Here is a 24,690-nt window from a genome sequence, read left to right as displayed (position 1 = left end):
AGTGAACATTGTGATCGTAGAACAAATTATGACAAAAGATGTAGCAACACTTTCGCCCTCTGATTCAATAAAATTAGCGTTACAATTAATGCGCGATCGAAAGATCCGTCATATTCCGCTTGTAAATAATGAAAAAGAAGTAATTGGCCTTGTTACTGACCGTGATATTAAAGTGGCAACACCAATTGTACTGGCAGAAGACGCATTAAAAGAAATAATTGATATGCCTCTCTCCTCTATCATGACAAGAAATATTATAACAGGCCATCCACTTGATTTTGTAGAAGAAATAACCGTTCTATTCTATGATCATAAAATTGGCTGTTTACCAATTGTCAGTGGTGGAAAACTCGTCGGAATTATTACAAGTACGGACTTACTTCATACAATGGTAGAATTAACTGGTGCAAATAAGCCTGGTTCTCAGATCGAAATTAAGGTAGAAAATCGAACTGGTCTTCTTTACGAAGTTGCAGCTGTTTTTCGCATGCACAAAATCAATATACATAGTGTACTCGTTTACCCTGATCCTACCAACGAGCATTATAAAATCCTAGTTTTTCGGGTTGCTACGATGAATCCTCTTCGTGTTGTGGAGAAATTAAATGATGATGGACTAAATGTATTATGGCCTAAATTGCCTGGGATGCACTCATGAAAAAAAATGCTGTCTTTATTTATTCCGATGAACTGCTTTCCTACCATTTTTCTCAAGAGCACCCATTTAATCAGCTGCGTTTAAAACTAACATTGGATTTGCTAACAGAATTGGGGGCAATCACTGATGTAGATATCGTGAAACCTCGAATTGCTTCAGATAAAGAACTGCTTCTAAATCACGAATCATCATATATTGAAGCAGTCAAACAAGCGAGTCGCGGGGAACTATTACCAGAAAAAACAATGAGTTTTGGTATCGGTACCGAAGATACTCCGATTTTTCCAAATATGCATGAAGCAAGTGCACGTTTAGTTGGAGGAACGCTAACCGCTGTTGATTATGTCATGCAAGATAAAGCTGAACATGCCCTCCATCTTGGTGGAGGACTACATCATGGTTTTAAAGGAAAAGCTTCAGGTTTTTGTGTCTATAACGATAGCGCTGTAGCCATTAAATACCTTCAAGAAAAGTATAATGCAAGGGTTTTGTATATAGATACAGATGCCCATCACGGTGATGGGGTACAATGGTCCTTTTATGATGATGATACAGCCTGTACTTTTTCTATGCATGAAACAGGAAGATACTTATTTCCAGGAACTGGTAATGTAAATGAATGGGGGCAAGGAAAAGGATATGGATATTCTTTTAATATCCCTCTTGATGCATTCACCGAAGATGAATCATTTTTAGAGGTATATACAACTGCACTAAGGGAGATTACCGAACAGTTTAAGCCTGATGTCATTGTTACGCAAAACGGGGCTGATGCTCATTATTATGACCCCCTAACACATTTATCTGTAACGATGGATACATATAAAGCTATACCAAAATTGGCCCATGAATTAGCACATGAATACTGTGGAGGTAAGTGGATTGCGGTCGGTGGCGGGGGATATGATATTTGGCGTGTTGTTCCAAGAGCTTGGTCACTCATTTGGTTAGAAATGATCGGCAAAGCAGATGTCTCCGGCCCTCTTCCGGTTGAATGGGTAAAACGCTGGCAACCGTCCTCTCCAGTAACAATTTCTGCTAATTGGGAGGATCCACAAGACATGTATGAACCTATCCCACGCAAAAAAGAAATTGAAGAAAAGAATCGACAAACAGTTGATCGCGCACTATATTTTGTTCGCCAGCAGCAGGAGCAGATAAGAAAAAAAAAATAAAAAAACGGGAGACGCTCGTTCATTAGTAACAAGCGTAAGAAACGGTGAAAAATTCTCTCCCTCCACTTCCTAACAGTTGGACTTAAAAACTCTTATCTGGAACCTCTATGGCTTAAAACAACAAAGCTGGACAGGCATGAATGCCTGTCCAGCTTTGTTGTTATTTCGTTGAACCTCTAAATTCAATTCGGTGAGGAAGTACAACTGATTGCTCTTCTACTTCTTCTTTGTTCATGAGCTTCGTTAATAACCTCATGGATACGGCACCTAAATCATATAAAGGCTGAGCGATTGTTGTCAGCGTAGGTCTTACCATTAATGATAATCGTGTATTTCCTGACGTAATTACCTCTAAATCCTTAGGAATAGTCAAACCTTGGTCCTGTGCTCCATGCATCACACCAAGCGCCATTTCATCATTACTAGCTAAAACAGCTGTAGGTCTTTCATCTAAACCATTTAACTTTTCCCAAGCTTCAATTCCTGAGTCATATGTGTCATCGCCTTCAGCAATTAAATTCTCGTCTAATGGGATATTTGCTTGTTTTAATGCAGCTTTATATCCTTCAAGCATGTATTCCCGATTGATTACATGATGGAGAGGACCAACGACAAAGGCAATTTTCTTATGCCCTTGCTCAATAAATGATGTTACAGCGTCATATGCAGCTTGCTGATAATCAATATTAATAGAAGGAATTTCATGTGATTGTTCGACTGAACCGGCCAAAACGATTGGCGCTGGAGATCTTTTAAATTCTACAACATGTTCTTCCGTAATATCTGCGCCCATAAACACAATACCATCAACTTGTTTTCCAAGCATTGTATTTAATAAATGTAATTCTTTATTTTTGTTTTGATCTGAGTTACTTAAAATGATGTTATATTTATACATCGTTGCAATATCTTCTATTCCTCGAGCTAATTCAGCATAGAAAATATTAGAAATATCGGGGATAATAACACCTACAGTTGTTGTTTTTTTACTTGCAAGACCACGAGCTACTGCATTTGGTCTATACTCTAAACGATCAATTACATCTAGAACTTTTTTACGTGTCGCTGGTTTTACATTTGGGTTGCCATTAACGACCCTTGATACTGTTGCCATGGACACATTTGCTTCTCGTGCCACATCATATATTGTTATATTCATCCAAGTCACTCCTATTCACAAGTTTATAAGAAAAGCGAAAGCCCCTTGCCTATCGATCCATGTATCAAATTTTAGAAGATTATAGCCTTCAACCAAATTGGAAGGGGGATGCACCTATGCTGATAGATGCAGGTAGACACAGCATAGCTTAATTAAAAAATATATTCTAAAAAAACATACACAATCTAGTCTTTCAAAAAAATCTGCTTTTCGATACTTCTCATAATCATACGACACTGATCCCTATCCCGCAAACGTTTCCTCTTGATTGTGAAAAAATTATCATATTTTTTTATAAAACTTCATCATTTTGTCGAATTTCCGATAATTAAGACCTCTTTAGCAGAAAATTCTTCAAATAAATAGCACGCCAGCTTCATTTAAATAGCAGATTATGATACATTTTTAATAATCATAAGATATATGTAGTTTATACATTTTCTGCATAATTATAGCATGAAAAATAAAGTAGGTGAAACATCTTGGTAGGTAAGAAAATATTTGCCCTTGACATCGGTACAAGATCTGTTGTCGGAATTATCCTTGAAGAAGAGAATGAAGAATATCAAGTTCTTGATTTAATTATGAAAGAACATAAAGATAGAGCGATGTTAGATGGACAAATTCATGATATTGTCGCTGTTGCGGACGTAATTATCGATATAAAAAAATGTCTTGAGCAAAAACATGGGACATTAAATAAAGTTTGCGTAGCAGCAGCTGGTCGTTCTTTAAAGACTGAAAAAGCTAATTCTACCATTCCTATTATAGGAAAACCGATACTTTCCAAAGAAGATATCCTTTATTTTGAACTTACCGCTGTTCAAAATGCGCAGTTAACAGTTGCGGAAAATCAAACTGAAGATGATCTCCATTCCTATTATTGCGTCGGCTACTCCGTACTCCACTATTTTTTAGATGGTGAAAGAATCGGGAATTTAATCGACCAACAAGGTAGCGAAGCAGCAGTTGATATCATTGCTACCTTTTTGCCAAGAATAGTCGTCGATTCATTAATAAAAACTATTCAACGCGCTGGGCTTGAGCTTGAGGCGCTCACACTGGAGCCAATTGCTGCAATCGATGTGCTTGTCCCACCTTCCATAAGAAGGCTAAATGTAGCGCTTGTAGACGTCGGAGCAGGAACATCAGATATCGCCATTACGGATGCAGGTACAGTTATCGCTTATGGCATGGTTCCACTCGCTGGAGATGAGATAACAGAAGCAATAAGCGATAAATTATTGCTTGACTTTCCCGAAGCTGAACGAATAAAAAGAAAACTATCGACAAACGATTCAATAGTAACCCAAGATATTCTTGGGTTTGAAAACACTGTTTCTAAAGTCCATGTCATCAATGAGATTGAGTCATCGATAGAGCGACTTACAACCGCCATCTATAAGGAGATTATCACTTTAAATAATAATAAGTCACCACGAGCTGTCATGCTTGTAGGAGGCGGAAGCATGACTCCTGAGCTCCCTCAACGTTTAGCAAAAAAACTCGAGCTGCCAGATAATCGGGTAGCAATCCGAGGGGCTGATGCTATTCAAGGATTAAAAATTGCAAAAAGCATCCCAGCAGGACCTGAAAATATTACTCCGATCGGGATCGCAATTTCAGCAACGAATGCTCCTATTCACTATGTCACTGCAACAGTCAATGAACGTACAATTCGGATGTTTGAGGCTAAACAGTTGACTGTTGGTGATTGTATTCTTGCTTCGGGAATATCAATCGGAAAACTATATGGTAAACCAGGAATGGCTAAAATGATTCATGTAAATAACCAATTAATCACAGTTCCAGGAAGTTATGGACAGCCGCCTATCATCGAAAAAAACGGAAGTGTGTGCAGTATTGAAGATTATATCGTGAACGGTGATAATATAGTCATTCAAAAAGGATTGGATGGTCATGAATCAGTCACTAAGATTGGAGACCTTCTCGAATTACATTCATCAATTGTAACAATTAATAAAGAATTATATGAAGTAACACCTTCTATATTAAACAATGGTAAACAAGCTAAGATAGACGACCTAGTGCAAGACAGAGATCGGATTTCTGTTTATTCACCTGAAACAATCGAAGAGTTACTTATGTCTCTTCATTTAAATGATTTGCTTCAGAACATTAGACCTTTTATCCTCACGCTTAATAACAAGGAAATTAACATTTCCGCTTTTTCTTCAAAAGTTATTGTTAATGGTAAAGTTGCTAAATATACAGATAACTTTCTTAATCAAGCCAATATTACTATTGAAAAAAATATGAATCCAACCGTGGCTAACTTAGTGGCTTTGGAGAAACAACAGCTTAAACAATCAATTACTGTAATGTTTAATGATGTTCCTGTAGAGATAGAAAAAAACATAATCGAACTAATCCGTAACAATAATTCATTAAATGAACATGATCTTTTATCTTCACATGATGTTATAGAATGGAAGACACAAGATACTTCTCCATTCATTTTCCAAGATATATTTAAATATATTGACATAGAAAAGCCAATAAATGCTACAGGTAACTTCAAGTTACTGATTAATAAAAAAGAGGCCACCTTTTATACACCAATAATTCAAGGTGATCACCTTGAATTATTGTGGACACTAGATACTACTATTTGACACATTAAATACGAAAGAAAGGCAGCCGGAGATTTCGGCTGCCTTTCTATTATAAATTTATTTCACTTTTGCTCCAGCTTCTTTTGCTGTTACTTTTGCTTCATCAGCTTTCTCTTGCGTTTGGTCTGCTAAGTGATCTGTTGTTTCATTCACAGTTTCTTTCCACTCATCAGCTTTTCCTTTTGTCGCTTCAGCAAGATTGTCTGTAGTTTCTTTTGCCGTTTCACGGAACTGATCCGCTTTATCTTTAACTGTATCCGCTAGATGACTACCTTTCTCGGCTGCAACTTGACGTAATTGGTCCGTTTTTTCCATTGCTGTGGATGTAAGCTCCGAACTTTTTTCCATTACAGTTTCAGTCCATTCCCCAGACTTTTCTTTTAAAGCGACTACTTGATCATTAATGTCATCACGGAGTTCTTTACCTGATTTCGGAGCCATTAATAAAGCAGTAGCAGCACCTACCAGACTACCTAATAATACACCAGTTAAAAAATTACCTGAATTATTATTACTATTACTCATAATTATCCTCCTCTATATTATTCAGTATTTTTATCCACGCCCGCGTTCTAATTGCTGAGTATGAATACTAACTTCTGTTTCGAGTGGTTTCTTTTTACGTTTATTATCTTTTTCTCCAAACCACTTATCTTTCATTTCTTTCATAACTGATGCCCATTGTACAACCTGAGCAACCTTGTCTTGATTTCTAACCATGCTAGATGAAACGGATGTGGAAACCTTTTGCAATGAATTATTCAATCCTTGAATCGTATTTCCGACATCTTGCACAGCATGAACAACAGTATCAAGCTTTTCTACTTTTCCTTGGATATCTTCTGCAAGGGCATTTGTTTTATGAAGAAGCATCGTTGTTTCTCCCGTTATCCCTTGCATCTGTGACTCAAGGCCATCCAGCGTCTTTGAAACACTTTCCAATGTTTTCGCCGTCGCTTTTAAAGTTTTGATTAGGCCTAAGACTAGAATTAAGAAAGCTATTGCAATAAGCGCAACACTTAAATAAAGAATTATTTTCACTATCTATAGCACCTCCTATGTATGCATTAACTATACCCCTGTTTATAACATCATAAACAGCTTTTAACTACTTCGTGATTGAATAGCACTTCTCCTTCTATTTTTATCATTAAATGAAAAATTTATCAGTTAAAATCGAATATTGTTTCACGAAAAGTGAATGGTGCTTACAGCTAAGTTCGCCACGTTTTGTTTCAACACCTCCCTTATGTGTACGCACCGCCCTGCAAATAGTATAAGACAAGATGGCTTATAAGTTCCATCAAGCTATCACCTAGAGCTAAACACAAATAAAAAACTGCCGAATGGCAGCTTTTTATTGTGCTTTCTTCAATTGCTGTAACAATAAGCTCTCGTACGCAGATTGAAACTTTTGGATATCTCCCGCCCCCATAAATATCAGGACTGAATCATGTAGTTTCAATAGAGGAGCAGTATTGTCTTCGTATAATATTTCCGCACCTTCAATTTTTTCTTGTAAATCTTCAATGGATAGTTTCCCATGATTTTCTCGCGCAGAACCAAATATTTCACATAAATAAACTTGATCTGCTTCTCCTAAACTCTCTCCAAATTCTTGCAAAAAGGTTTGGGTCCTTGTAAAAGTATGCGGCTGAAAAACGGCAATAATTGGTTTATCGGGATATTTTTGTCTTGCAGCACTAATTGTTGCTTGGATCTCAACAGGGTGATGTGCATAATCGTCTACAAGAATTTGATTGCCGATTTCTTTTTCAGTAAAGCGTCGTTTTACCCCTTCAAATGTTTGCAATTGCGCTTGAATAACAGAAGCATCAATTTCTTCATAATGACAAATCGCAATAACCGACAATGCATTTAAAATATTGTGATCCCCATATGTTGGAATTTCAAATGTAGCGTAAAAGTTATTTCTAACATACACATCAAATGTCGTTCCAGTTGTAGCTTTCACTATGTTACGTGCTTGAAAATCGTTTCCTTCATTAAAACCATAAAATAGAACCGGAACATCCGCACGTATTTTTTGCAGCTGCTCGTCATCTCCGTATGCAACGATCGCTTTTTTCACTTGCATCGCCATTTGTTGAAATGCCCCAAAAACATCATCCACATTCGCAAAATAGTCTGGATGGTCAAAGTCAATATTTGTCATAATGGCGTAATCGGGATAATACGAAAGAAAATGACGGCGATACTCACATGCTTCAAACACAAAACACTGCGCATCTTTATCACCTTTCCCCGTTCCATCCCCAATTAAGAATGAAGTAGGCTTCGCTCCCTCCATAACATGAGAAAGTAGGCCTGTCGTCGATGTTTTTCCATGGGACCCTGTCACAGCAATGCTAATAAACTTATTCGCGAAATCACCTAAAAATGCATGATACCTCACAACTGGGATACCTAGTTTTATCGCTTCTTCTATTTCTTCATGTGTATCGGGAAATGCATTACCAGCAATGACAGTCATCCCCGGTTTAATATTATCTCTTTGAAATGGCAATATGCTTATATTAGAATCTTCCAGAGCCTGTTGGGTAAAAAAATACTTTCCCACATCAGAACCCTGCACTTTATAACCCATATCGTGAAGGATTTGTGCAAGTGCGCTCATCCCCGAGCCTTTTATACCTACGAAATGGTACACAGTCATAGTTGAACCTCCAGCAATCTTCTATCTGCTTTTATTATATGTATGTCAACGAAGCTTTGCTCAATTCACTTGCTGAGCGCTTATAACAGTATTAATTAGTATAAGCAACGAAACGCTTTATATGTCAACGAAACATGAATTCTTTCACAGATAGTTTTTTTATATTTAGTCATTATAACATTTTTCGAATCTCTTGACTAATCACCAATTGACTATTTCAGCTTTCCTATAAGTCTAAGTTTTCAAATTAGACATTAAACCAAATATCTTCTTTTAAAAATTTCAACTAGCCCAAAATAGAATAACACTTTTTGGCTCATTGTACTAGAGATTCTTTATAGTGCTCAAGATCCGATCCATCTATCAATACATCACGCGCCTTACTTCCACGCGCTTCTGAAATGATACCACGTTGTTCCATCATAAGCATTAGACGGGAAGCACGGTTGTAACCGACGCGGAAATGTCTTTGCAATAAAGATGTCGAAGCTGAACCTTGATCCACAACAAATTCGCATGCCTCTAGAAACAATTCATCTTCCTCTTCTTGGACTTGAGCCTTTTTTAATAGTTCTTCCTGCTCGAACAAATAATCTGGTTTTCCTTGGCTACGTGCGTGTGCAATAACCCGATCAATTTCCTCATCTGAAACAAACGTACCTTGCAGTCGCACTGGTTTTGAAGTTCCACTATCTAGGAATAACATATCACCACGACCAAGTAATTTTTCCGCTCCGCTTATATCAATGATCGTGCGTGAATCAACTTGTGATGAAACTGAAAATGCAATCCGCGCTGGCACATTCGCTTTGATCAAGCCCGTAATAACATCAACCGATGGTCTTTGAGTTGCGATAATCAAATGAATACCACATGCTCTAGCTTTTTGAGCGATTCTACAAATAGATTCCTCAACATCTGTTGGCGCCATCATCATCAGATCTGCTAATTCATCAATCACGACAACAATAAACGGGAGCTTATCGGCATAACTCCCACTTTTCATTGCAAGTTCATTAAATCGAGTAATATCACGAACACTCGCATGTGCAAACAATTCATATCGGCGCTCCATCTCATCCACTGCCCATTTTAATGCAGCTGTAGCAGCTTTTACATCCGTAATCACTGGGCTAACGAGATGAGGAATTTCATTATATGGTGTGAGCTCCACCATTTTTGGATCGATCAAAAGAAGCTTAAGCTCATCAGGACGTGCTTTATATAACAAACTTACAAGTATTGAATTAATACATACACTTTTCCCAGAACCTGTCGCTCCAGCAATTAATCCATGTGGCATCCTACTTAAATCTGTCACTACAGGTAAACCTGAAATATCAAGCCCTAGCGCAGCCGTCAATGGAGATCTATGCCCTGTAAAAGTGTCATCTCCAATAATTTCACTGATCTGAACAGGTCTGCTTTCATGATTCGGTAACTCAATCCCGATTGAACGTTTCCCCGGAATTGGCGCTTCCATCCGAATATCTTTAGCCGCCATACTTAATTTAATATCATCTGTTAAGTTTTTTATTTTACTTACTTTTACTCCTCGATCTGGTTGTACTTCAAACCTTGTAACGGATGGACCTTGGCTCACTCTGACCACACTCGCATTCACATTAAAGTTCATAAGTGTTTCATCAAGTAGTGCGGTTTGCTCATCTAGCCATTCCTTATTTTCCGTCTTTACTACTGGAGGTTCAAGCAAGTCTAAATGAGGATATTGATATATATTTTGATTTATTGAATCTTCATATATCTCTATCTTTGCAGCTGATGGAACTGCCGCCTCTTTTTTTTCCCCCTTGTTTTCCTCACTTTTATTTTGCAACATTTGGCGATCTTTTTTTAGCATAAGTACATTAAATGGAATATGTTTCCGCGAATTTTCTTTTTTATCTTGTGAAGAATTTTGTTGTGTAGTTTCATTTTCAACTTCAACTTCTATTTCATCAACCATCTTTTCCGACATTGCTTTTGCTTCATGAACTGGGTTATCGATAACCGCTGCAACCTCGCTATGATGAACAATCTCATTCACCTTTTCTGCAAGATTTTCTTCATCATTAATCTCAGTTTCATCTATCAAATCAATCTCGTCGTTCCCGCTTTCTTCCAACAGGTTTTCTTCACTAATAATGATTGAGTCAGGATGGAGTTCTTCCTTGTTTGCGGGATTTTCAATATTGGTATTATACTCGTGCATATTCATAAATTTCATTTCTTCGTTGTTTTCTTCTGCCTTATTTTTTTCTAGTGAATTTTCTACCTTTAAGTTAGAAGCTAATTCATCCCATTGTGGTGGTTCTTCGACTGCTACTTTTTGCTCAATCATGTCTTCTGATTCTTTACTGTCCTCTTCAAGTACATATTCATCAGAATCGTTTATTGCTTCAATAGGTGTGGGGTTATCGAAAGCTACGTTATTTTCAAATGTAATTTCCTGTTTGTCGCTTTTTTCCAAATCGCCAGCTGACTTTGAAGCAATTTCAGTATTATTGAGATCTTCATGTATCCATTCATTTTCTCCATCTTTTACCACTGGTTCCAACTTTTCTACACGTTGATCATCCAAGTGTATTTGCTTGTTTACTTCTATACTTTCATTAGATATCCTTTCAGGCCGCTTAAAGCCGTGAACAGGCGATGGGATGACAGCCGGCTTAAATGGTTGTTTCATTTGAGGTTCTATTTTTTGATTAACTTTTTCCGTTTTTTCACGTTGCACATATGTATGTTCTCGCTTAATTTTTGATCGCTGTTTCACCGGAATCTCTTTCATATCAGTTACAGTCTTATCACTTACAATTTTTCCCCTTGGTCTTCTCTCATGTTCATTCGGAATAAGCGGAAAACGGAACGGTCCCTTTGGATACTCATATGTCATCCGGGTCTTTATTTCAACTTTATCCGTTTGTATTCTTTCTTGTTCTGGTGCTCGTTTTTCTTCCTCTTCTATATCATCTAAATTTATTTTTGAAATAATTTTTTTAAACCAATTCATCATTATCACTCTTTCTTTCATTTCAACTTTGCAACAAAAACTGTAATTGTTGGCATTAGCCTATTATATCAAAAATCGAAGCATAATAATTGAGCCATTTGGAACATTAATTGAGAACCACGATTTAAAAAGGAGGAAAAAAAATGAATGTTGTAAAACCGATTCTTTGTGTTGGGTTGATTTCTGTCATGCTCATGGGCTGTGGAACAAATGGTAATAACAATGACAATTTTACAAACAACGACAATGAGCCACTTGGTGTTCGTTACACACCGAATAATGATAGTACGACTAGAGACTTTATGGACAACAACCGTAATGTCTCAGATAACAACCGAGTTGGGATGAATAATAATAACCGTGACAACAATAGAAAAATTGATGTAGCAGAAAATGTGGCTGACCGAGTAGCTGATCTCAAAGAAGTGGAAAAAGCTCACGTACTCGTCACTGACCGAAATGCATACGTTGCCGTGAGATTGATTGACACAAATAATGATTTAACTAAAGATGTGGAAAAGAAAATTGATCACAAAGTTAGAGCTGCTGATAAAAATATCGAGCATATTTACATTTCCGAAAATCCGGACTTCTACTCCCGTATGGAAGGTTATCGAAATGATATTCAAGCCGGGCATCCGATAAGTGGGTTCTTTGAAGAATTTACAGAAACAGTCGAAAACATTTTCCCAAACCGAGCTCGATAGTACATCAACAGAGTATGACAAATTAATCTTAACAGCAAGACAAAAGGACTGAAGCGATATTAGTCCTTTTGTTTGTATACATATAAAATTATTTCAAATTGCCTAGTCCTATACCGATCCCCTTCCTCCTATAATACCCTTCTCCCTCTTCTAATTTCGTTCTTTGCCCTTTTTCATTAATTGCAGTACCTTAAAATAAAAACTAACGAAGTAAATTACAATCACTTCGTCAGCTTCCCCATGACTATCCTCTATGTTAGAATGGATATTCTCGTGCTACATCTTGAGTGGATATCCATTGGTATGTGGTAAACTCATCCAATGACCATCTCCCTCCGAATCTCCCTACTCCAGATTGTTTCTCTCCTCCGAAGGCAATTAGCGGTTCATCATTTACGCTTTGGTCATTCACATGCACCATGCCTGTTTCTAACTGAAGGCCTAGTTGAACCCCTTTTTCGATTGAGCCTGCATGGATAGCACCGCTTAATCCATACTGTGTATCATTGGCTATTTCAATGGCTTCCTCTTCCGTTTTAAAAGGAATTACTGTAACGACCGGGCCGAACATTTCATTTTTGGAAGTAGACACCTCGTTAGTATCTGACGTAAGGATAGTAGGATGCATCACATTGCCTTCTACTTTCCCCTCAAGTACCATTTTCGCTCCTTGTTGTTTTGCTTTTTCAATTTCTTTAAGAATTCTTTCCACGGCCTCTCGATTAATAAGCGGTCCGATCATATTTTTCTTGTTAAAAGGGTCACCTACAGGAATTTCTTTTGCCGCTTTTATAAATTTTTCTAAAAACTCATCGTGAATCTTCTCATGGACAATAATGCGATTAATTGCCATACATATTTGTCCGTTATGCATAAACTTTCCAAATATCGCCGAGTTTACAGCTTTTTCAAGATCTGCATCTTCAAGTACAATCAGTGGATTATTTCCACCAAGTTCCAATGCAACTTTTTTTACATTCTTTCCGCATAATGCCCCAATATGTTTGCCTACAGGCGTGGATCCAGTGAAAGATATCATCTGAGGAATAGGGTGATCAACAAACCCATCACCTACCTCCTCAATAGACGGTATGACAACATTTAATAAACCCTGTGGCAATCCTGCCTCCTCAAAAATCTTAGCTATTATGGTGCCCCCTGCCATAGCTGTTTGCTCATCCGGCTTCAATACAACTCCGTTTCCCGCCGCTAAGGCTGGCGCTACAGAACGCATGGATAAATACATCGGAAAGTTGAATGGACTAATAACACCCAATACACCTAAAGGCTTACGAAATAAACGATTTTCTTTACCGGGAACAAGGGATGGAACCATTTCCCCGCCCATTCTCATAGGAAAACTAGCAGCCTCTCTTATGATTGAAATACAAAAGTCCACTTCTACATTCGCTTTTATAAAAGATGAGCCTCCTTCAAGCATAAGTAATTCAACTACTTCTTCCCGTCGTTTCTTAATAATTTCAACAGCCTTTTCCATTATTTCGGATTTTTCAAACGCATTAACTTTTTCCCAATCTTTCTGCACTTTTTTTGAAGCTTCATATGCTTCGTCTATATCTTGCTGGCTAGCCATTTGAATGTCTGTAATGATTTCTTGGTTATAAGGATTTATATTTTGATATAGACTTTTACCATTACCTTCTCTCCATATACCAGAAATATATTGTTTATTTAAATTAGTATAATTCTCCACTATAGCCCTCCTAGAAGATTCTATTGTTTACTTTTCCTCAATAGGAATAAATTAAACACAACTTCTACAAAGTCTATTTATAGGAAAGGATATATTTAGCTTAAAAGATAAAGTTTTGAATAAAAGAACCTTCATTTTTTTCATACATACAATACAATATCATTTTTCAGGAGGGAAACAGCTATGACAAATAACTCGCGAGAAGAGTCCACACCAAAAAGAGCTCAAGAGCCAGTCAACCATATGATGAAAGCGATGAATGACTTCTTCCAACAGCGTCCAACAAAAGGATTTCTTGAAAGTATGGATCAACTATTCATTTCTTCACCGTTTAATGGAAGTTTTCCAATGGAACTTAATGAAAACGACAAGGCTTATATAGTGCAAGCAAAGTTACCAGGCATAAAAAAGGAAGATATTGAGATTGATGTCTTGCCGCAACATATAACTATTTCCATTAAACAAAGTAAAACATCTTTAAAAAATAATAAAGAAACATATCACCAGAAAGATACACTATCACGTACCATTCCATTTACAAAAGTGATTAACTCGCGAAGTGTAACAGCTATACATGAAAATGGGTTGTTAACTGTAACTATTCCAAAAATAAAAGGGAAGAAAATTGAGATTAAATAAATGAGTGATCCGCATCGTAAAACGACGCGGATTACCAACATACATCCATTTAAATAAAAAACGCTTCGATAGAATATATATCGAAACGATAGTATCTTTTTTATTTTACTGGATAAGCGTAAGTAACAAAACGTTCAGGGGCATTGCCTACATAGCGAAACGGATAACATGTAGTTACAACAAGTACTTCTTCCCCCATATTTCGTATAACACTTGTATCGTCTTCGGAGACAATTTCCGTCTCTCTAATTTCATAAGTATAGCTACCATATGGCATATTGACAGTAAATTGATCTCCAATTTCTATTTGGGCAAAATTGCGAAAAACTGTATCTCTATGACCAGATAAGACTATTTGCTCTCCTTCCCCAGGAAACACCGAATCCACTAAATGGCCAATTCCTTTATCGAGAGCATCCGCATCTGTCCCCTCAACAATGGGTAATGTCTTGTTTAATTTAGGAATTTCCAATGTAGCAAAAGCCTCATTTGTAGCCACTTGAAATGTTTGTCCTTCCTCATTTGACTCTTTCCCTTTGTATGACGAGATAAGTTCTTCTGCATTTGCTAATGAGTCTTTTTGAGATTGCTTGCTTTGAAAAAGCTGATAACCAAAAAAGGCAATAAATATAATTCCAAGCACGATAAATAAAGTGCTTACATACTTTAACACTGCATCATCTCCTTAGGTTGAAATTCTATTCAAATATACATTCACTTGTATTAGTCTGGCACGTCCAATCTAGCTCTCTTTATCCATAAGGATAAAAAGCTCTATTTAAAAGTTAAGTTTACAATTCAATTCGATATTTAAGCCGTATTCCCTCCTTTCATAAAAAACAATCCCATTGATACAATTTACTGGTCATAAAAGAGTTGAATTTTCTCTTCTTTAGAAAAAACACCTTCAAGTTGTTATTAGGAAATGAATAACCATTTTTCAACTTGAAAGTGTTTTTATTTATCTATTTTTATCCTATTTTCCTGTCAATAGTAATTGATTCGATAAGCATTTCAATTAAATACTGGTAATGTCACAATAATCATCAAAAGAAACAATACCATTAAATAATTTACCGAATAAAGAAAAACCATGTGCGCCCATTTCATATCATCTTTCGTAAAGAAGCCGCGTACACTCAAAACGATCCAACCGATGTTTAGTAATGTAGCGATAATAATAAATCCAAAACCGAGCGACTCCAGAAAAATAGGAAATGGTAATAAACAAGTAACATACACAAGTATTTGTCGCTTTGTCACGTCAAATCCATGAACAACTGGTAGCATCGCAACGTTAGCTGCTTTATAATCATCATATTTTTTCATTGCTATAGCAAAAGTATGTGGCATTTGCCATATGAATATGATTAGAGCCAATACAATTGGAATAATATGTAACCCAGATGCTATCACGGTCCATCCAATTAAAGGTGTTACAGCACCGGAAATACTTCCAATTACAGTATTCAGCGTATATTTTCGTTTTGACCACATTGTATATAATACAACATAGGTAAACCAACCGATAAAAGCATAAATGGTTGCTTCAATCGTTGTAAACAGCAGAAATATGAAACCAAGTACACTAAGTGAAATACCCAGCCACAAAACAAATTTTAATGAAAAATTACCAGTAACAGTTGGACGTTCTTTTGTTCTTTCCATTACCGTATCAATATCTACATCATACCAGTTATTAAGAACAAGAGCCCCTGCCATTACAAGCGTACTTCCAATCATCGTAAGCCAAAATAGATCCCAATGTGCCCCAATGGAAGTATGATTAAAATATAACGCTAACCAATAACCACAAAAAACAGGCAACACATTAAGAATTAAAACTTTGGCCTTAAAAAGTGCTTTTAGATCAGTAATAATTGAAGATGAGTTTTGCTGTTCCGATAAAACAGACTTCTGAACCATCTGTGGGGATGGCGTCCCATATTTACTCACTAATATCCACTCCTATAAAATTACACCAAATATGCAATAATATTAATATAGCACTATTGCTCATCAAAGATAAATACTTTTAGCTAATCCCTTCTCAAAATACAAAAAACTGTCGATATTTCCGACAGTTTTTTGTCACAAAGATTATAGGTCTAAATCAGTAACTGCTCCTTTTGAGGCCGACGAAACAAGATGAGCATATTTTGCGAGCGTACCAGTCTTATGTTTCGATGCAGGTCTTATCCACTTTTCAGCTCGGCTCTTCAATTCTTCCTTCTTCACATTGAAATTAATTTCTTGGGTTTCACTATCTATAGAAATGATATCTTCATTTTGCAACAAGGCGATCGGTCCACCTGTATGGGCTTCTGGTGAGACATGTCCGATAACAAAACCATGTGAACCACCTGAAAAACGTCCATCTGTAATGAGTGCTACTTTTCCACCAAGTCCTTTTCCGACGATCATTGCGGTAATCGAAAGCATCTCAGGCATTCCAGGTCCACCTTTTGGTCCAAGGTATCGAAGGACGACGACATCTCCAGCTTTTATCCGATTTTCCATAATTGCTGTAGTAGCTTCCTCTTCACTGTCGAAAACGCGTGCCGGACCTTCAAAGCGACTAATTTTCTGTCCAGACATCTTCGCAACAGCCCCCTCCGGAGCAAGATTACCACGTAATACGACAAGTGGCCCTGTTTTCTTCAAAGGGTCATCTAGTGATCTAATAATTTTCTGTCCTTCTTTTAGACTAGGTACGTTTGCTAAGTTTTCTGCGATGGTATTACCGGTGACAGTCAAGCAATCTCCATGCAGTAACCCTTGTTCAAGCAACATCTTCATCACAGCTGGCACGCCACCTACCTCATATAAATCTTGCATGACATATTTGCCACTCGGCTTCATATCTGCAATGTGAGGAACTTTTAAACGTATGCGTTCAAAATCCTCTAAATCCAATTCAACACCAGCTGAATGGGACATTGCTAATAAGTGCAAAAATGCATTTGTTGAACCACCAAGCGCCATCACAACTGTAATTGCATTTTCAAATGCTTTTTTTGTCATAATATCGCGGGGATAGATTTCCTTTTCCAATAGGTCAATGACCATCTCCCCTGCTTGCCTGCATTCCTGCTGCTTATAATCTGCAATGGCTGGAGTCGATGATGAACCCGGGATACTCATCCCTAAAGCTTCAACTGCAGATGCCATCGTGTTCGCTGTGTACATGCCACCACATGCACCTGCTCCAGGACATGCGTGACATTCGACATCATACAGCCTCTCATCATCAATTAACCCTTCCTGATATTGACCAACTGCTTCAAATGAAGAAACAATATCGAGATCTTCCTCATTTAATTTTCCGGGTTGAATCGTTCCGCCATACACATACACCCCAGGTACGTTCAGACGCGCCATTGCCATCACACAACCAGGCGTTGTCTTATCACAACCACCAATGGCAACAATTCCATCCAATCTTTCCCCGTTCATCACGGTTTCGATCGAGTCTGCAATGATTTCTCGGCTAGGAAGAGAGTAAAACATTCCTTCATGCCCCATTGCAATACCATCAGCAACGGTAATCGTATTGAAAATCATTGGAGCTCCACCGTTTTCAGCCGCTCCCGCTTTTGCTTCTCGTGCAAGTTCATCAATATGTACATTACAAGGAGTTACCTCCGTCCATGTACTCGCAACTCCAATCATTGGTTTTTTAAAATCTTCATCCGTAAAACCAACTGCTCTCAACATGGAACGATTCGGTACGCGATTAACCCCTTCGCTAATCACTTTACTACGAATACGCAAATCTTTATTGGTCACATTCTTCACCCTTTTTATATTGATTAAGAATATATACAGTCTACCTTCTCTCATCATTCAATACTTGGCTGACTTTTTCAAGTATTCCATCTTTTAGAATAGTATGTAATTTATTGTTTGATACTTAACTAACGGATTAATAGCATAACCTTCATAAATAGATTATGATTAAGTAAATATAGACAAGGGAGATGGATGTCGTGGAATCATTGAAACAATTTCAATTTTCTCGTTTTGCAACTTTACAATCACTAGAAAATATCGTTGTGGATAAATGGAATGTGCAGCCTATTGGATATGCGAATACAGTCCAATGGAATGCTGGTCATATTTATATTTCTGCAGAATTTTTTTTACATAAGGCTGACAATAACTATGAAATGAAACATGCTGAATGGAGTGCGCTTTTTGCTACAGGAACTCGCCCATCAGAGTGGAAAGGAGAAACTCCTGCTCCTGCTGATATTATGCTTGCTTTAATGGAACAAAAAGATCGTATCATGAACCATTTTGATGGAAATTTGCAAAATGAAGCATCCGAAGCTATTTCTATCGCTTCACATGAGATGAATAATGTAGATGCTTTTCTCCAATTCGTTACTTGGCACGAAGGAATTCACACTGGAATAATTAAATCTTTAAATAATGCAATAAAATAATGTTAAAAATAGAGCTGCCCAAGAAGTCACAATAGTTGACTTTTTGGACAGCCCCTCTCTTTCATATCTTATTCCCCAGTTTCTCCAAAACGCTTAATACGTTCTCCAATTTCATCGCGCACACGTTGGAAAAATGCCCATCTCTCTTCGGCGGTTCCTTCTGCTTTTGCAGGATCATCAAATCCCCAATGATCTCGTTTTACATGAGATGGTGTTATCGGGCATTTGTCAGCAGCATCCCCGCAAAGCGTAACCACAAAGTCTGCATTATTTAAAATTTGCGGGTCATTAATATCAGAAGTTTGACTGGAAATGTCAACACTCACCTCATTCATTGCTTTTAATGCATGCGGATTTACCCCATGGGCTTCCATTCCTGCACTTAGAACTCGCTAAGATACTTTTTACCCCAACCTTCCGCCATTTGACTACGGCAGGAGTTACCAGTACATAAGAAATATAATATTTTTTTTGACATGAAAATTCCCCCTTCTGTGTTTTTTAGATGATTATAAGCCAAACATATAGACCTATAAGTGTAATAAGAAGTGTAGGCACTGTTAGGGTGATACCGATTTTAAAATAGGTTCCCCAAGAAATTTTGACTCCTTTTTGAGAAAGGACATGCAGCCACAATAAAGTAGCTAAAGAACCGATCGGAGTGATTTTTGGTCCTAGATCCGAACCGATGATATTTGCATAAATCAAAGCCTCATGCATAGTTCCAGTTGTATTTGTATCTGCAATGGCCAAAGCATTGATCATGACTGTAGGCATATTATTCATGACCGATGATAATATTGCTGCAATAAAGCCCATCGAAACTGTAGCAACAAACAATCCTTGATTTGCAGCTATTTGGATTAGATCAGCCAACACACCTGTCAAACCAACATTCCGTAATCCGTAAACAACCACATACATACCGATAGAGAAGAAGACGATGGCCCAAGGCGCTCCCTTAAGCACTTGTTTCGTTTGGACAGCTGAGCTTCTTTGTGCCATGATCATAAAGAGTATCGCCATGATTCCTGCGACAATAGAAACGGGAAGTCCTGTAAACTCACTGGAGAAATATCCGATGAGTAATACACTTAATACTACCCAAGATATCCGAAACATCTTTACATCCTTTACAGCATCCTTGGGTTGTTTTAAATCTGATATTTTATAGTCTTTAGATATACTTTTTCGAAAAAATAGCAGCAATACTAAAATGCTCGCAACTAAAGAAAACAAATTAGGTACAATCATTCGAGAAGCATATTCAACAAATCCAATGCTAAAAAAATCAGCTGACACTATATTCACTAAATTACTAACAACTAATGGTAATGAAGTTGTATCTGCAATAAATCCACTTGCAATAATGAAAGGGAAAATCATTTTCTCACTAAAATTTAAATTTCGAACCATGGCAAGTACAATTGGGGTTAGTATTAGTGCTGCCCCATCGTTTGCGAACAAAGCAGCAACGACAGCTCCTAAAATACTCACGTAAATAAACATGCGAATACCGCTACCTTTAGCTAATTTAGCCATATGTAGGGCAGCCCACTCAAAAAAGCCGATTTCATCTAAAATCAATGAGATGATAATGATAGCAACGAATGCAAGTGTCGCATTCCATACGATACCTGTAACATCCATCACATCTTGAAAATCGACTACTCCGACTAACAAAGCAACGATTGCACCAATACATGCAGACCATCCAATAGATAAATTCTTAGGCTGCCAAATAACAAAAATAAGCGTTATTAGAAAAATCAATGACGCTGTAATAACTGAAACCAACGCTCCTTCTCCTCCTTAACAACAAGAAATGCGCAAACCCTGCGCTTCCAGTTCTGTTACTAATCCATCTTGTTCTGGGAGATGTTCAAGGATACTTTGAATCAATGGATAATCTTCGTGTCCTTCATTAATAGAATAAAAAATCCATTGCCCTTTGCGCGTTTCTTTCACTAACTCTATATCTCTAAGTTTACGCAAATGCTGGCTGATCGCCGGCTGACTCATTTTAAATATCTCTACAAATTCACATACACAGCAATCATGTGATTGGAGCAACTTCATCATCGTTAAACGAGTCTTATCTCCAAGTAACTTTAATATTTGTGATGCTCGCTGCAAATCAATAATAGATATTCCTTCCATATATCATCTCTCCTCTTTCATCACTATATAAGCATATTCTTATATAAGCAAGTTAATTTTCAAGAAATATGCAATACAAAAAAGCCGACTTCATGGTTCCCCAAAAGCCAGCCTTTCTTTCATCCTTATTTCACAATTAATACTGGGCAGTTCACCCGTTTCGCCACTTTATGGCTGACACTTCCAAGTACCATTTCTTGAAGCGTATTTAATCCCCTACTGCCAATAATCATCATACTACAAGACATTTTATTCGCATATTCAACAAGAGTTGGGCCAGGATCACCATGAAGCATCGTCAACTTGTATGTCACATTCACCTCACGCAACAACACTTCAATTGGAAATAAATTTTTACGACGCTCTAGTTCTAGTGTCTCAGAACTTTGGCTATGAAGCACTTCTCGTTTAGATTTAGAATAGTCCATCACATATACAATTTCTACAGTGGCATCTTCTGATAAAGAAGCAATTTTTGCCGCCTGTTCCGCTGCTCGGATCGAGTTATCGGATCCGTCAGCTGCTAATAATATTTTAGAATACATTCCAATCCCCCCTAGTCTTCTCAAAGATTATTATCTTTCTGATTTACTATAAAGAGCCAAACGATTAACTAAATGGGAACTCGGTTTATTTAAACCAGTAATATAAACAGCTGCACCATTATCCCTTAGTTTCAATACAATTTTATCAATTGCTGCAACTCCCGAATCATCCCACACATGCGCTTCACTAAAATCGATTTCTACTTCTTTTTCGTTTGCATTCAAATCAATTGCCTCGATCAAATTTTCAACAGAGGCGAAAAATACTTGACCACGCACCATATATACCCGCTTTTTTCCATTAATATGCGATACAACTCTAATTTTTGAGATTTTAACAACAAAGAAAACCGCACTTAATAACACACCTGCTAATACTCCTTTAGACAGATCCCCTGTAGCAAGTACAGTAATAACTGTCACTATCATGACGATCGAATCAGTCAGTGGCGCTTTACGTAACACTCTTAACGTTGACCAATCAAATGTACTAACACAAACCATAAACATCACACCAACAAGGGCTGCCATCGGTATTTTAAATACGACATCCCGCAAAACAATAATGAGCACCATCAAAAAAGCCCCTGCAACAAAAGTTGATAATCTGCCACGACCACCTGATTTAGCATTGATAACAGATTGTCCAATCATACCGCAACCGGCCATCCCGCCAAAAAATCCAGATACTATGTTAGCAATTCCTTGCCCTCGGGTTTCTGTATTTTTATTACTAGCTGTGTCTGTCATATCATCCACTACAGAAGCAGTCAAAAGAGATTCTAATAACCCGACAATTGCTAAAGAAATAGCATACGGAAATATAATCCTCAATGTTTCAAAGTTGAAAGGTACATCAGGTATAAAAAATGATGGTAAAGTGGACGGCAGGTTTCCTATATCACCAACTGTTTTTACATCACTTTTCGTCAAAACTGCAATAATTGTAATGACGATAATTGCCACAAGTGACGATGGAACTACTTTCGACACCCGCGGGAACAAATATATAATTGCAAGAGACCCAGCAACCATGGCATACATTGGCCACTTTTCCCCAACGAAATGATTTAGTTGGGCGATAAAAATAAGAATCGCTAATGCGTTCACAAACCCGATCATAACTGAGCGTGGAATAAATTTCATAATACGCGCCAACTTACACAATCCGATCATTACTTGGATAATTCCTGTCAATATCGTCGCGGCAAACATATATTGAATTCCATGATCAGCAACAAGCGTCACTAGTATAAGTGCCATCGCTCCCGTAGCTGCCGAAATCATTCCTGGCCTCCCACCAACAATTGCAATAATCACTGCAATGGAAAACGATGCATACAACCCGACCATTGGATCCACACCAACAATAAAGGAGAAAGCAATCGATTCTGGAATCAAAGCTAGCGCTACAACTATCCCCGATAGAATATCCGCCCTAATATTACCAAACCATTGTTCTTTTAATGATAAAACTTGCAAAAAAACACCCCTCATCAATAAAAATAGACTTCGAACTCTCATCGAAGTCTAGATGGAAAAAATTATATCATATTATCTGAATACTTTCTAGATTGTATAATTCCTAAGTTAGACACAATTTCCTCTTACTAATAACAAATGCGGATGGAAATCCATTCGCAACCATTAATAGCTTAAAAAGTAAATGCTTGTCCTACTTCATACTTTTCATCTTCCAAAACAAGAATTCCTTTTTCTTGTGGTGCATTTGGAAGCTCCAGCTCACGTGCTGCACAAATCATTCCACTGGATGGTACACCTCTTAGCTCTGCATCCTTAATTAACATTCCGCTTGGCATTACTGCGCCCACTTTTGCAACGACCACTTTTTGTCCTGCTTCTACATTTGGTGCGCCACAAACGATTTGCAATTCCTCCGAGCCCACATCAACTGTACAAATGCTTAGTTTATCCGCATTTGGATGCTTGTCTTTTCCCTTTACATAACCCACAACAAATTTCGGCGTGAAATCAGCTTCTAGTTTTTCTTCGAAACCATTTTTAGCAATGGTCTCATTGATTTTTTCAATGAGGTCTTCATTCAATTCGACTAATCCTTTTGCTTTCACTTGTAGGTAGCTTGATGCGTTAAAAATATTGAATCCACCAGTTTCATTAGTTTCTTCATCATAAATACGAGCTACGTCACCCTTACGGTCAAATGTTTTATTTTCAATTTCTTTTAATGTAATGATCAGCGTATCGCCAATTCCCTCTTCATTATAAAATACGTTCATGTTTCTTTCCCCTTTCACTTATCCGCTTTGCGATTTTTTCCTAAAATAAAAATAGGTTCAAGTTTTCCATTCTCATAAATAAATGACAATGCTGTGATTGGCACATTACCATCAGCGAAAAAATTCATCGTCATTTGCGCTAAAATATCATATCCAGTTTCATTCCGAATATCTGCTATGATGAGTACATCTTGATGCGGTACCGCTACAGCCATATCGCCCTCAATCTGATCTGCCTTCTCCTGCATAAATTTTTCATTCAAAATTCGGCTAGCATCATATCCATCATTCGTGTTTAAAAAATAAAAATCATTTCCTGCTACTGTATCCTTTTTCATGTTGGCAGGTAGTGAACGAACATTAAACCGAGCCATTTCTCGAATTTCCTTCGTATCAAGGCCTTCGTTTTCTATTAATGTTTCATCAAGTAATCGATATGTATTTCCTAAATCAAGTGCATAATAGATCCTTGTTTCTGCCGTATGCTCATCCGTCATGAATGTAATGCCCTCTTCAGATTCAGTTGGAAAAGAGGTTGAACGAATAACAGGATAAACTTTCCTTTCACTTCCTTCAACTTTTTGATCCTTGCCCATCACTTCAATCGCTTCTTCTACATAATAGACAACTTCATCGATCGCTTTTTCCTTCCTGACATGCCACTTCGCAACAATGTCCGATAACGCCACATCAATCCCTTTACCAGTTTCTTCATTTTCAATGCGCAAACTTTCTTTTTCACGATCATATGTGAACGCTCTGCCAGTTTTTTGCAAGCGACTCTCAAGCTCTTTTCTTAATTTACTCTCCGTCAATTTTTTCATTATTCACCCTCCTTGGGCGCAAAATAAGCTATATTACATTTTACAACAAACTCCTTTAGGTCTCAAAGAATCAGATACAA

The 24,690-nt window shown here is 37.4% G+C and carries 21 protein-coding genes and 1 pseudogene; 6 read left to right on the top strand and 16 right to left on the bottom strand.

What is annotated here, in order from left to right; translation table 11 throughout:
- Positions 1-10: 10 nt before the first annotated feature.
- Both BLE01S_RS02160 and BLE01S_RS02155 read left to right on the top strand, forming a co-directional pair.
- Complete coding sequence (locus tag BLE01S_RS02160; RefSeq protein WP_066136837.1) at positions 11-658, top strand: acetoin utilization AcuB family protein; 648 nt, start codon at positions 11-13, stop codon at positions 656-658.
- On the top strand, positions 655-1,833 hold the full coding sequence (locus tag BLE01S_RS02155) for an acetoin utilization protein AcuC (protein ID WP_066136834.1): 1,179 nt from the start codon (positions 655-657) through the stop codon (positions 1,831-1,833). Before BLE01S_RS02160 ends, BLE01S_RS02155 begins: the two co-directional genes overlap by 4 nt.
- Before the next feature lie 160 nt (positions 1,834-1,993).
- Here BLE01S_RS02155 and ccpA read toward each other — a convergent pair whose 3' ends face one another.
- Positions 1,994-2,992, bottom strand: coding sequence for a catabolite control protein A (gene ccpA / locus BLE01S_RS02150; RefSeq protein ID WP_066136832.1), 999 nt, complete (start codon positions 2,990-2,992; stop codon positions 1,994-1,996).
- Positions 2,993-3,474: 482 nt separating this feature from the next.
- Here ccpA and BLE01S_RS02145 point away from each other — a divergent pair, with 482 nt between their 5' ends.
- Complete coding sequence (locus BLE01S_RS02145) at positions 3,475-5,628, top strand: cell division protein FtsA (RefSeq protein WP_066136830.1); 2,154 nt, start codon at positions 3,475-3,477, stop codon at positions 5,626-5,628.
- 57 nt (positions 5,629-5,685) lie between these two features.
- Here the strand turns inward: BLE01S_RS02145 and BLE01S_RS02140 are convergent, their stop codons facing one another.
- The 4 genes from BLE01S_RS02140 to BLE01S_RS02125 form a co-directional block, all read right to left on the bottom strand.
- The gene (locus tag BLE01S_RS02140; protein WP_066136828.1) at positions 5,686-6,153 is read right to left on the bottom strand and encodes a YtxH domain-containing protein; all 468 of its coding nucleotides are present in this window, start codon (positions 6,151-6,153) and stop codon (positions 5,686-5,688) included.
- Positions 6,154-6,183: 30 nt separating this feature from the next.
- Positions 6,184-6,669: a DUF948 domain-containing protein gene (locus BLE01S_RS02135; RefSeq protein ID WP_066136826.1), complete on the bottom strand. Its 486-nt coding sequence runs from the start codon at positions 6,667-6,669 to the stop codon at positions 6,184-6,186.
- Positions 6,670-6,985: 316 nt separating this feature from the next.
- On the bottom strand, positions 6,986-8,305 hold the full coding sequence (murC, locus tag BLE01S_RS02130) for a UDP-N-acetylmuramate--L-alanine ligase (RefSeq protein ID WP_066136822.1): 1,320 nt from the start codon (positions 8,303-8,305) through the stop codon (positions 6,986-6,988).
- 316 nt (positions 8,306-8,621) lie between these two features.
- The gene (locus BLE01S_RS02125) at positions 8,622-11,318 is read right to left on the bottom strand and encodes a DNA translocase FtsK (RefSeq protein WP_420812688.1); all 2,697 of its coding nucleotides are present in this window, start codon (positions 11,316-11,318) and stop codon (positions 8,622-8,624) included.
- 140 nt (positions 11,319-11,458) lie between these two features.
- On the opposite strand from BLE01S_RS02125, the gene BLE01S_RS02120 reads away from it, so the two are divergent.
- Positions 11,459-12,022, top strand: coding sequence for a YhcN/YlaJ family sporulation lipoprotein (locus tag BLE01S_RS02120; protein ID WP_066136818.1), 564 nt, complete (start codon positions 11,459-11,461; stop codon positions 12,020-12,022).
- A gap of 256 nt (positions 12,023-12,278) precedes the next feature.
- Here the strand turns inward: BLE01S_RS02120 and BLE01S_RS02115 are convergent, their stop codons facing one another.
- Positions 12,279-13,736 carry an aldehyde dehydrogenase family protein gene (locus BLE01S_RS02115; RefSeq protein ID WP_066136815.1) on the bottom strand — a complete coding sequence of 486 codons (1,458 nt, stop codon included), beginning with the start codon at positions 13,734-13,736 and terminating at the stop codon, positions 12,279-12,281.
- 183 nt (positions 13,737-13,919) lie between these two features.
- Here BLE01S_RS02115 and BLE01S_RS02110 point away from each other — a divergent pair, with 183 nt between their 5' ends.
- Positions 13,920-14,375: an Hsp20/alpha crystallin family protein gene (locus tag BLE01S_RS02110; RefSeq protein WP_066136813.1), complete on the top strand. Its 456-nt coding sequence runs from the start codon at positions 13,920-13,922 to the stop codon at positions 14,373-14,375.
- 100 nt (positions 14,376-14,475) lie between these two features.
- Here BLE01S_RS02110 and srtD read toward each other — a convergent pair whose 3' ends face one another.
- From srtD to ilvD, 3 genes are all read right to left on the bottom strand, one after another.
- Positions 14,476-15,048: a class D sortase, LPxTATN-specific gene (gene srtD / locus BLE01S_RS02105; protein WP_066136811.1), complete on the bottom strand. Its 573-nt coding sequence runs from the start codon at positions 15,046-15,048 to the stop codon at positions 14,476-14,478.
- A 341-nt stretch (positions 15,049-15,389) separates the two neighbouring features.
- A complete protein-coding gene (gene cyoE, locus BLE01S_RS02100) occupies positions 15,390-16,301 on the bottom strand; it encodes a heme o synthase (RefSeq protein WP_066140776.1) in 912 nt (303 codons plus the stop codon).
- 174 nt (positions 16,302-16,475) lie between these two features.
- A complete protein-coding gene (ilvD, locus tag BLE01S_RS02095) occupies positions 16,476-18,218 on the bottom strand; it encodes a dihydroxy-acid dehydratase (RefSeq protein WP_066136810.1) in 1,743 nt (580 codons plus the stop codon).
- A gap of 146 nt (positions 18,219-18,364) precedes the next feature.
- On the opposite strand from ilvD, the gene BLE01S_RS02090 reads away from it, so the two are divergent.
- The gene (locus tag BLE01S_RS02090) at positions 18,365-18,823 is read left to right on the top strand and encodes a DinB family protein (RefSeq protein WP_066136806.1); all 459 of its coding nucleotides are present in this window, start codon (positions 18,365-18,367) and stop codon (positions 18,821-18,823) included.
- A 68-nt stretch (positions 18,824-18,891) separates the two neighbouring features.
- On the opposite strand, the pseudogene arsC reads toward BLE01S_RS02090, so the two are convergent.
- The 7 genes and pseudogenes from arsC to BLE01S_RS02055 form a co-directional block, all read right to left on the bottom strand.
- Positions 18,892-19,301, bottom strand: a pseudogene (arsC, locus tag BLE01S_RS02085) (arsenate reductase (thioredoxin)).
- A 23-nt stretch (positions 19,302-19,324) separates the two neighbouring features.
- Positions 19,325-20,620 (bottom strand): arsenic transporter, encoded by a 1,296-nt coding sequence (locus BLE01S_RS02080; RefSeq protein WP_066136804.1) that lies wholly within the window; start codon positions 20,618-20,620, stop codon positions 19,325-19,327.
- 15 nt (positions 20,621-20,635) lie between these two features.
- Positions 20,636-20,983, bottom strand: a complete 348-nt coding sequence (locus BLE01S_RS02075) for an ArsR/SmtB family transcription factor (protein WP_066136801.1) — start codon at positions 20,981-20,983, stop codon at positions 20,636-20,638.
- Positions 20,984-21,108: 125 nt separating this feature from the next.
- Complete coding sequence (locus tag BLE01S_RS02070; RefSeq protein WP_066136799.1) at positions 21,109-21,528, bottom strand: universal stress protein; 420 nt, start codon at positions 21,526-21,528, stop codon at positions 21,109-21,111.
- A 30-nt stretch (positions 21,529-21,558) separates the two neighbouring features.
- Positions 21,559-23,010, bottom strand: a complete 1,452-nt coding sequence (locus tag BLE01S_RS02065; RefSeq protein ID WP_066136796.1) for a SulP family inorganic anion transporter — start codon at positions 23,008-23,010, stop codon at positions 21,559-21,561.
- Positions 23,011-23,183: 173 nt separating this feature from the next.
- Positions 23,184-23,786, bottom strand: coding sequence for a YtpR family tRNA-binding protein (gene ytpR / locus BLE01S_RS02060; protein ID WP_066136794.1), 603 nt, complete (start codon positions 23,784-23,786; stop codon positions 23,184-23,186).
- 14 nt (positions 23,787-23,800) lie between these two features.
- Positions 23,801-24,610, bottom strand: coding sequence for a DUF1444 domain-containing protein (locus tag BLE01S_RS02055; protein ID WP_066136792.1), 810 nt, complete (start codon positions 24,608-24,610; stop codon positions 23,801-23,803).
- Positions 24,611-24,690: the final 80 nt, after the last annotated feature.

This window comes from Lederbergia lenta NBRC 16444, from assembly GCF_001591545.1.
Classification (GTDB): domain Bacteria; phylum Bacillota; class Bacilli; order Bacillales; family Bacillaceae_C; genus Lederbergia; species Lederbergia lenta.
Note: the sequence above shows the minus strand (reverse complement) of the source record. Positions and strands in the feature narration are given on the sequence as shown.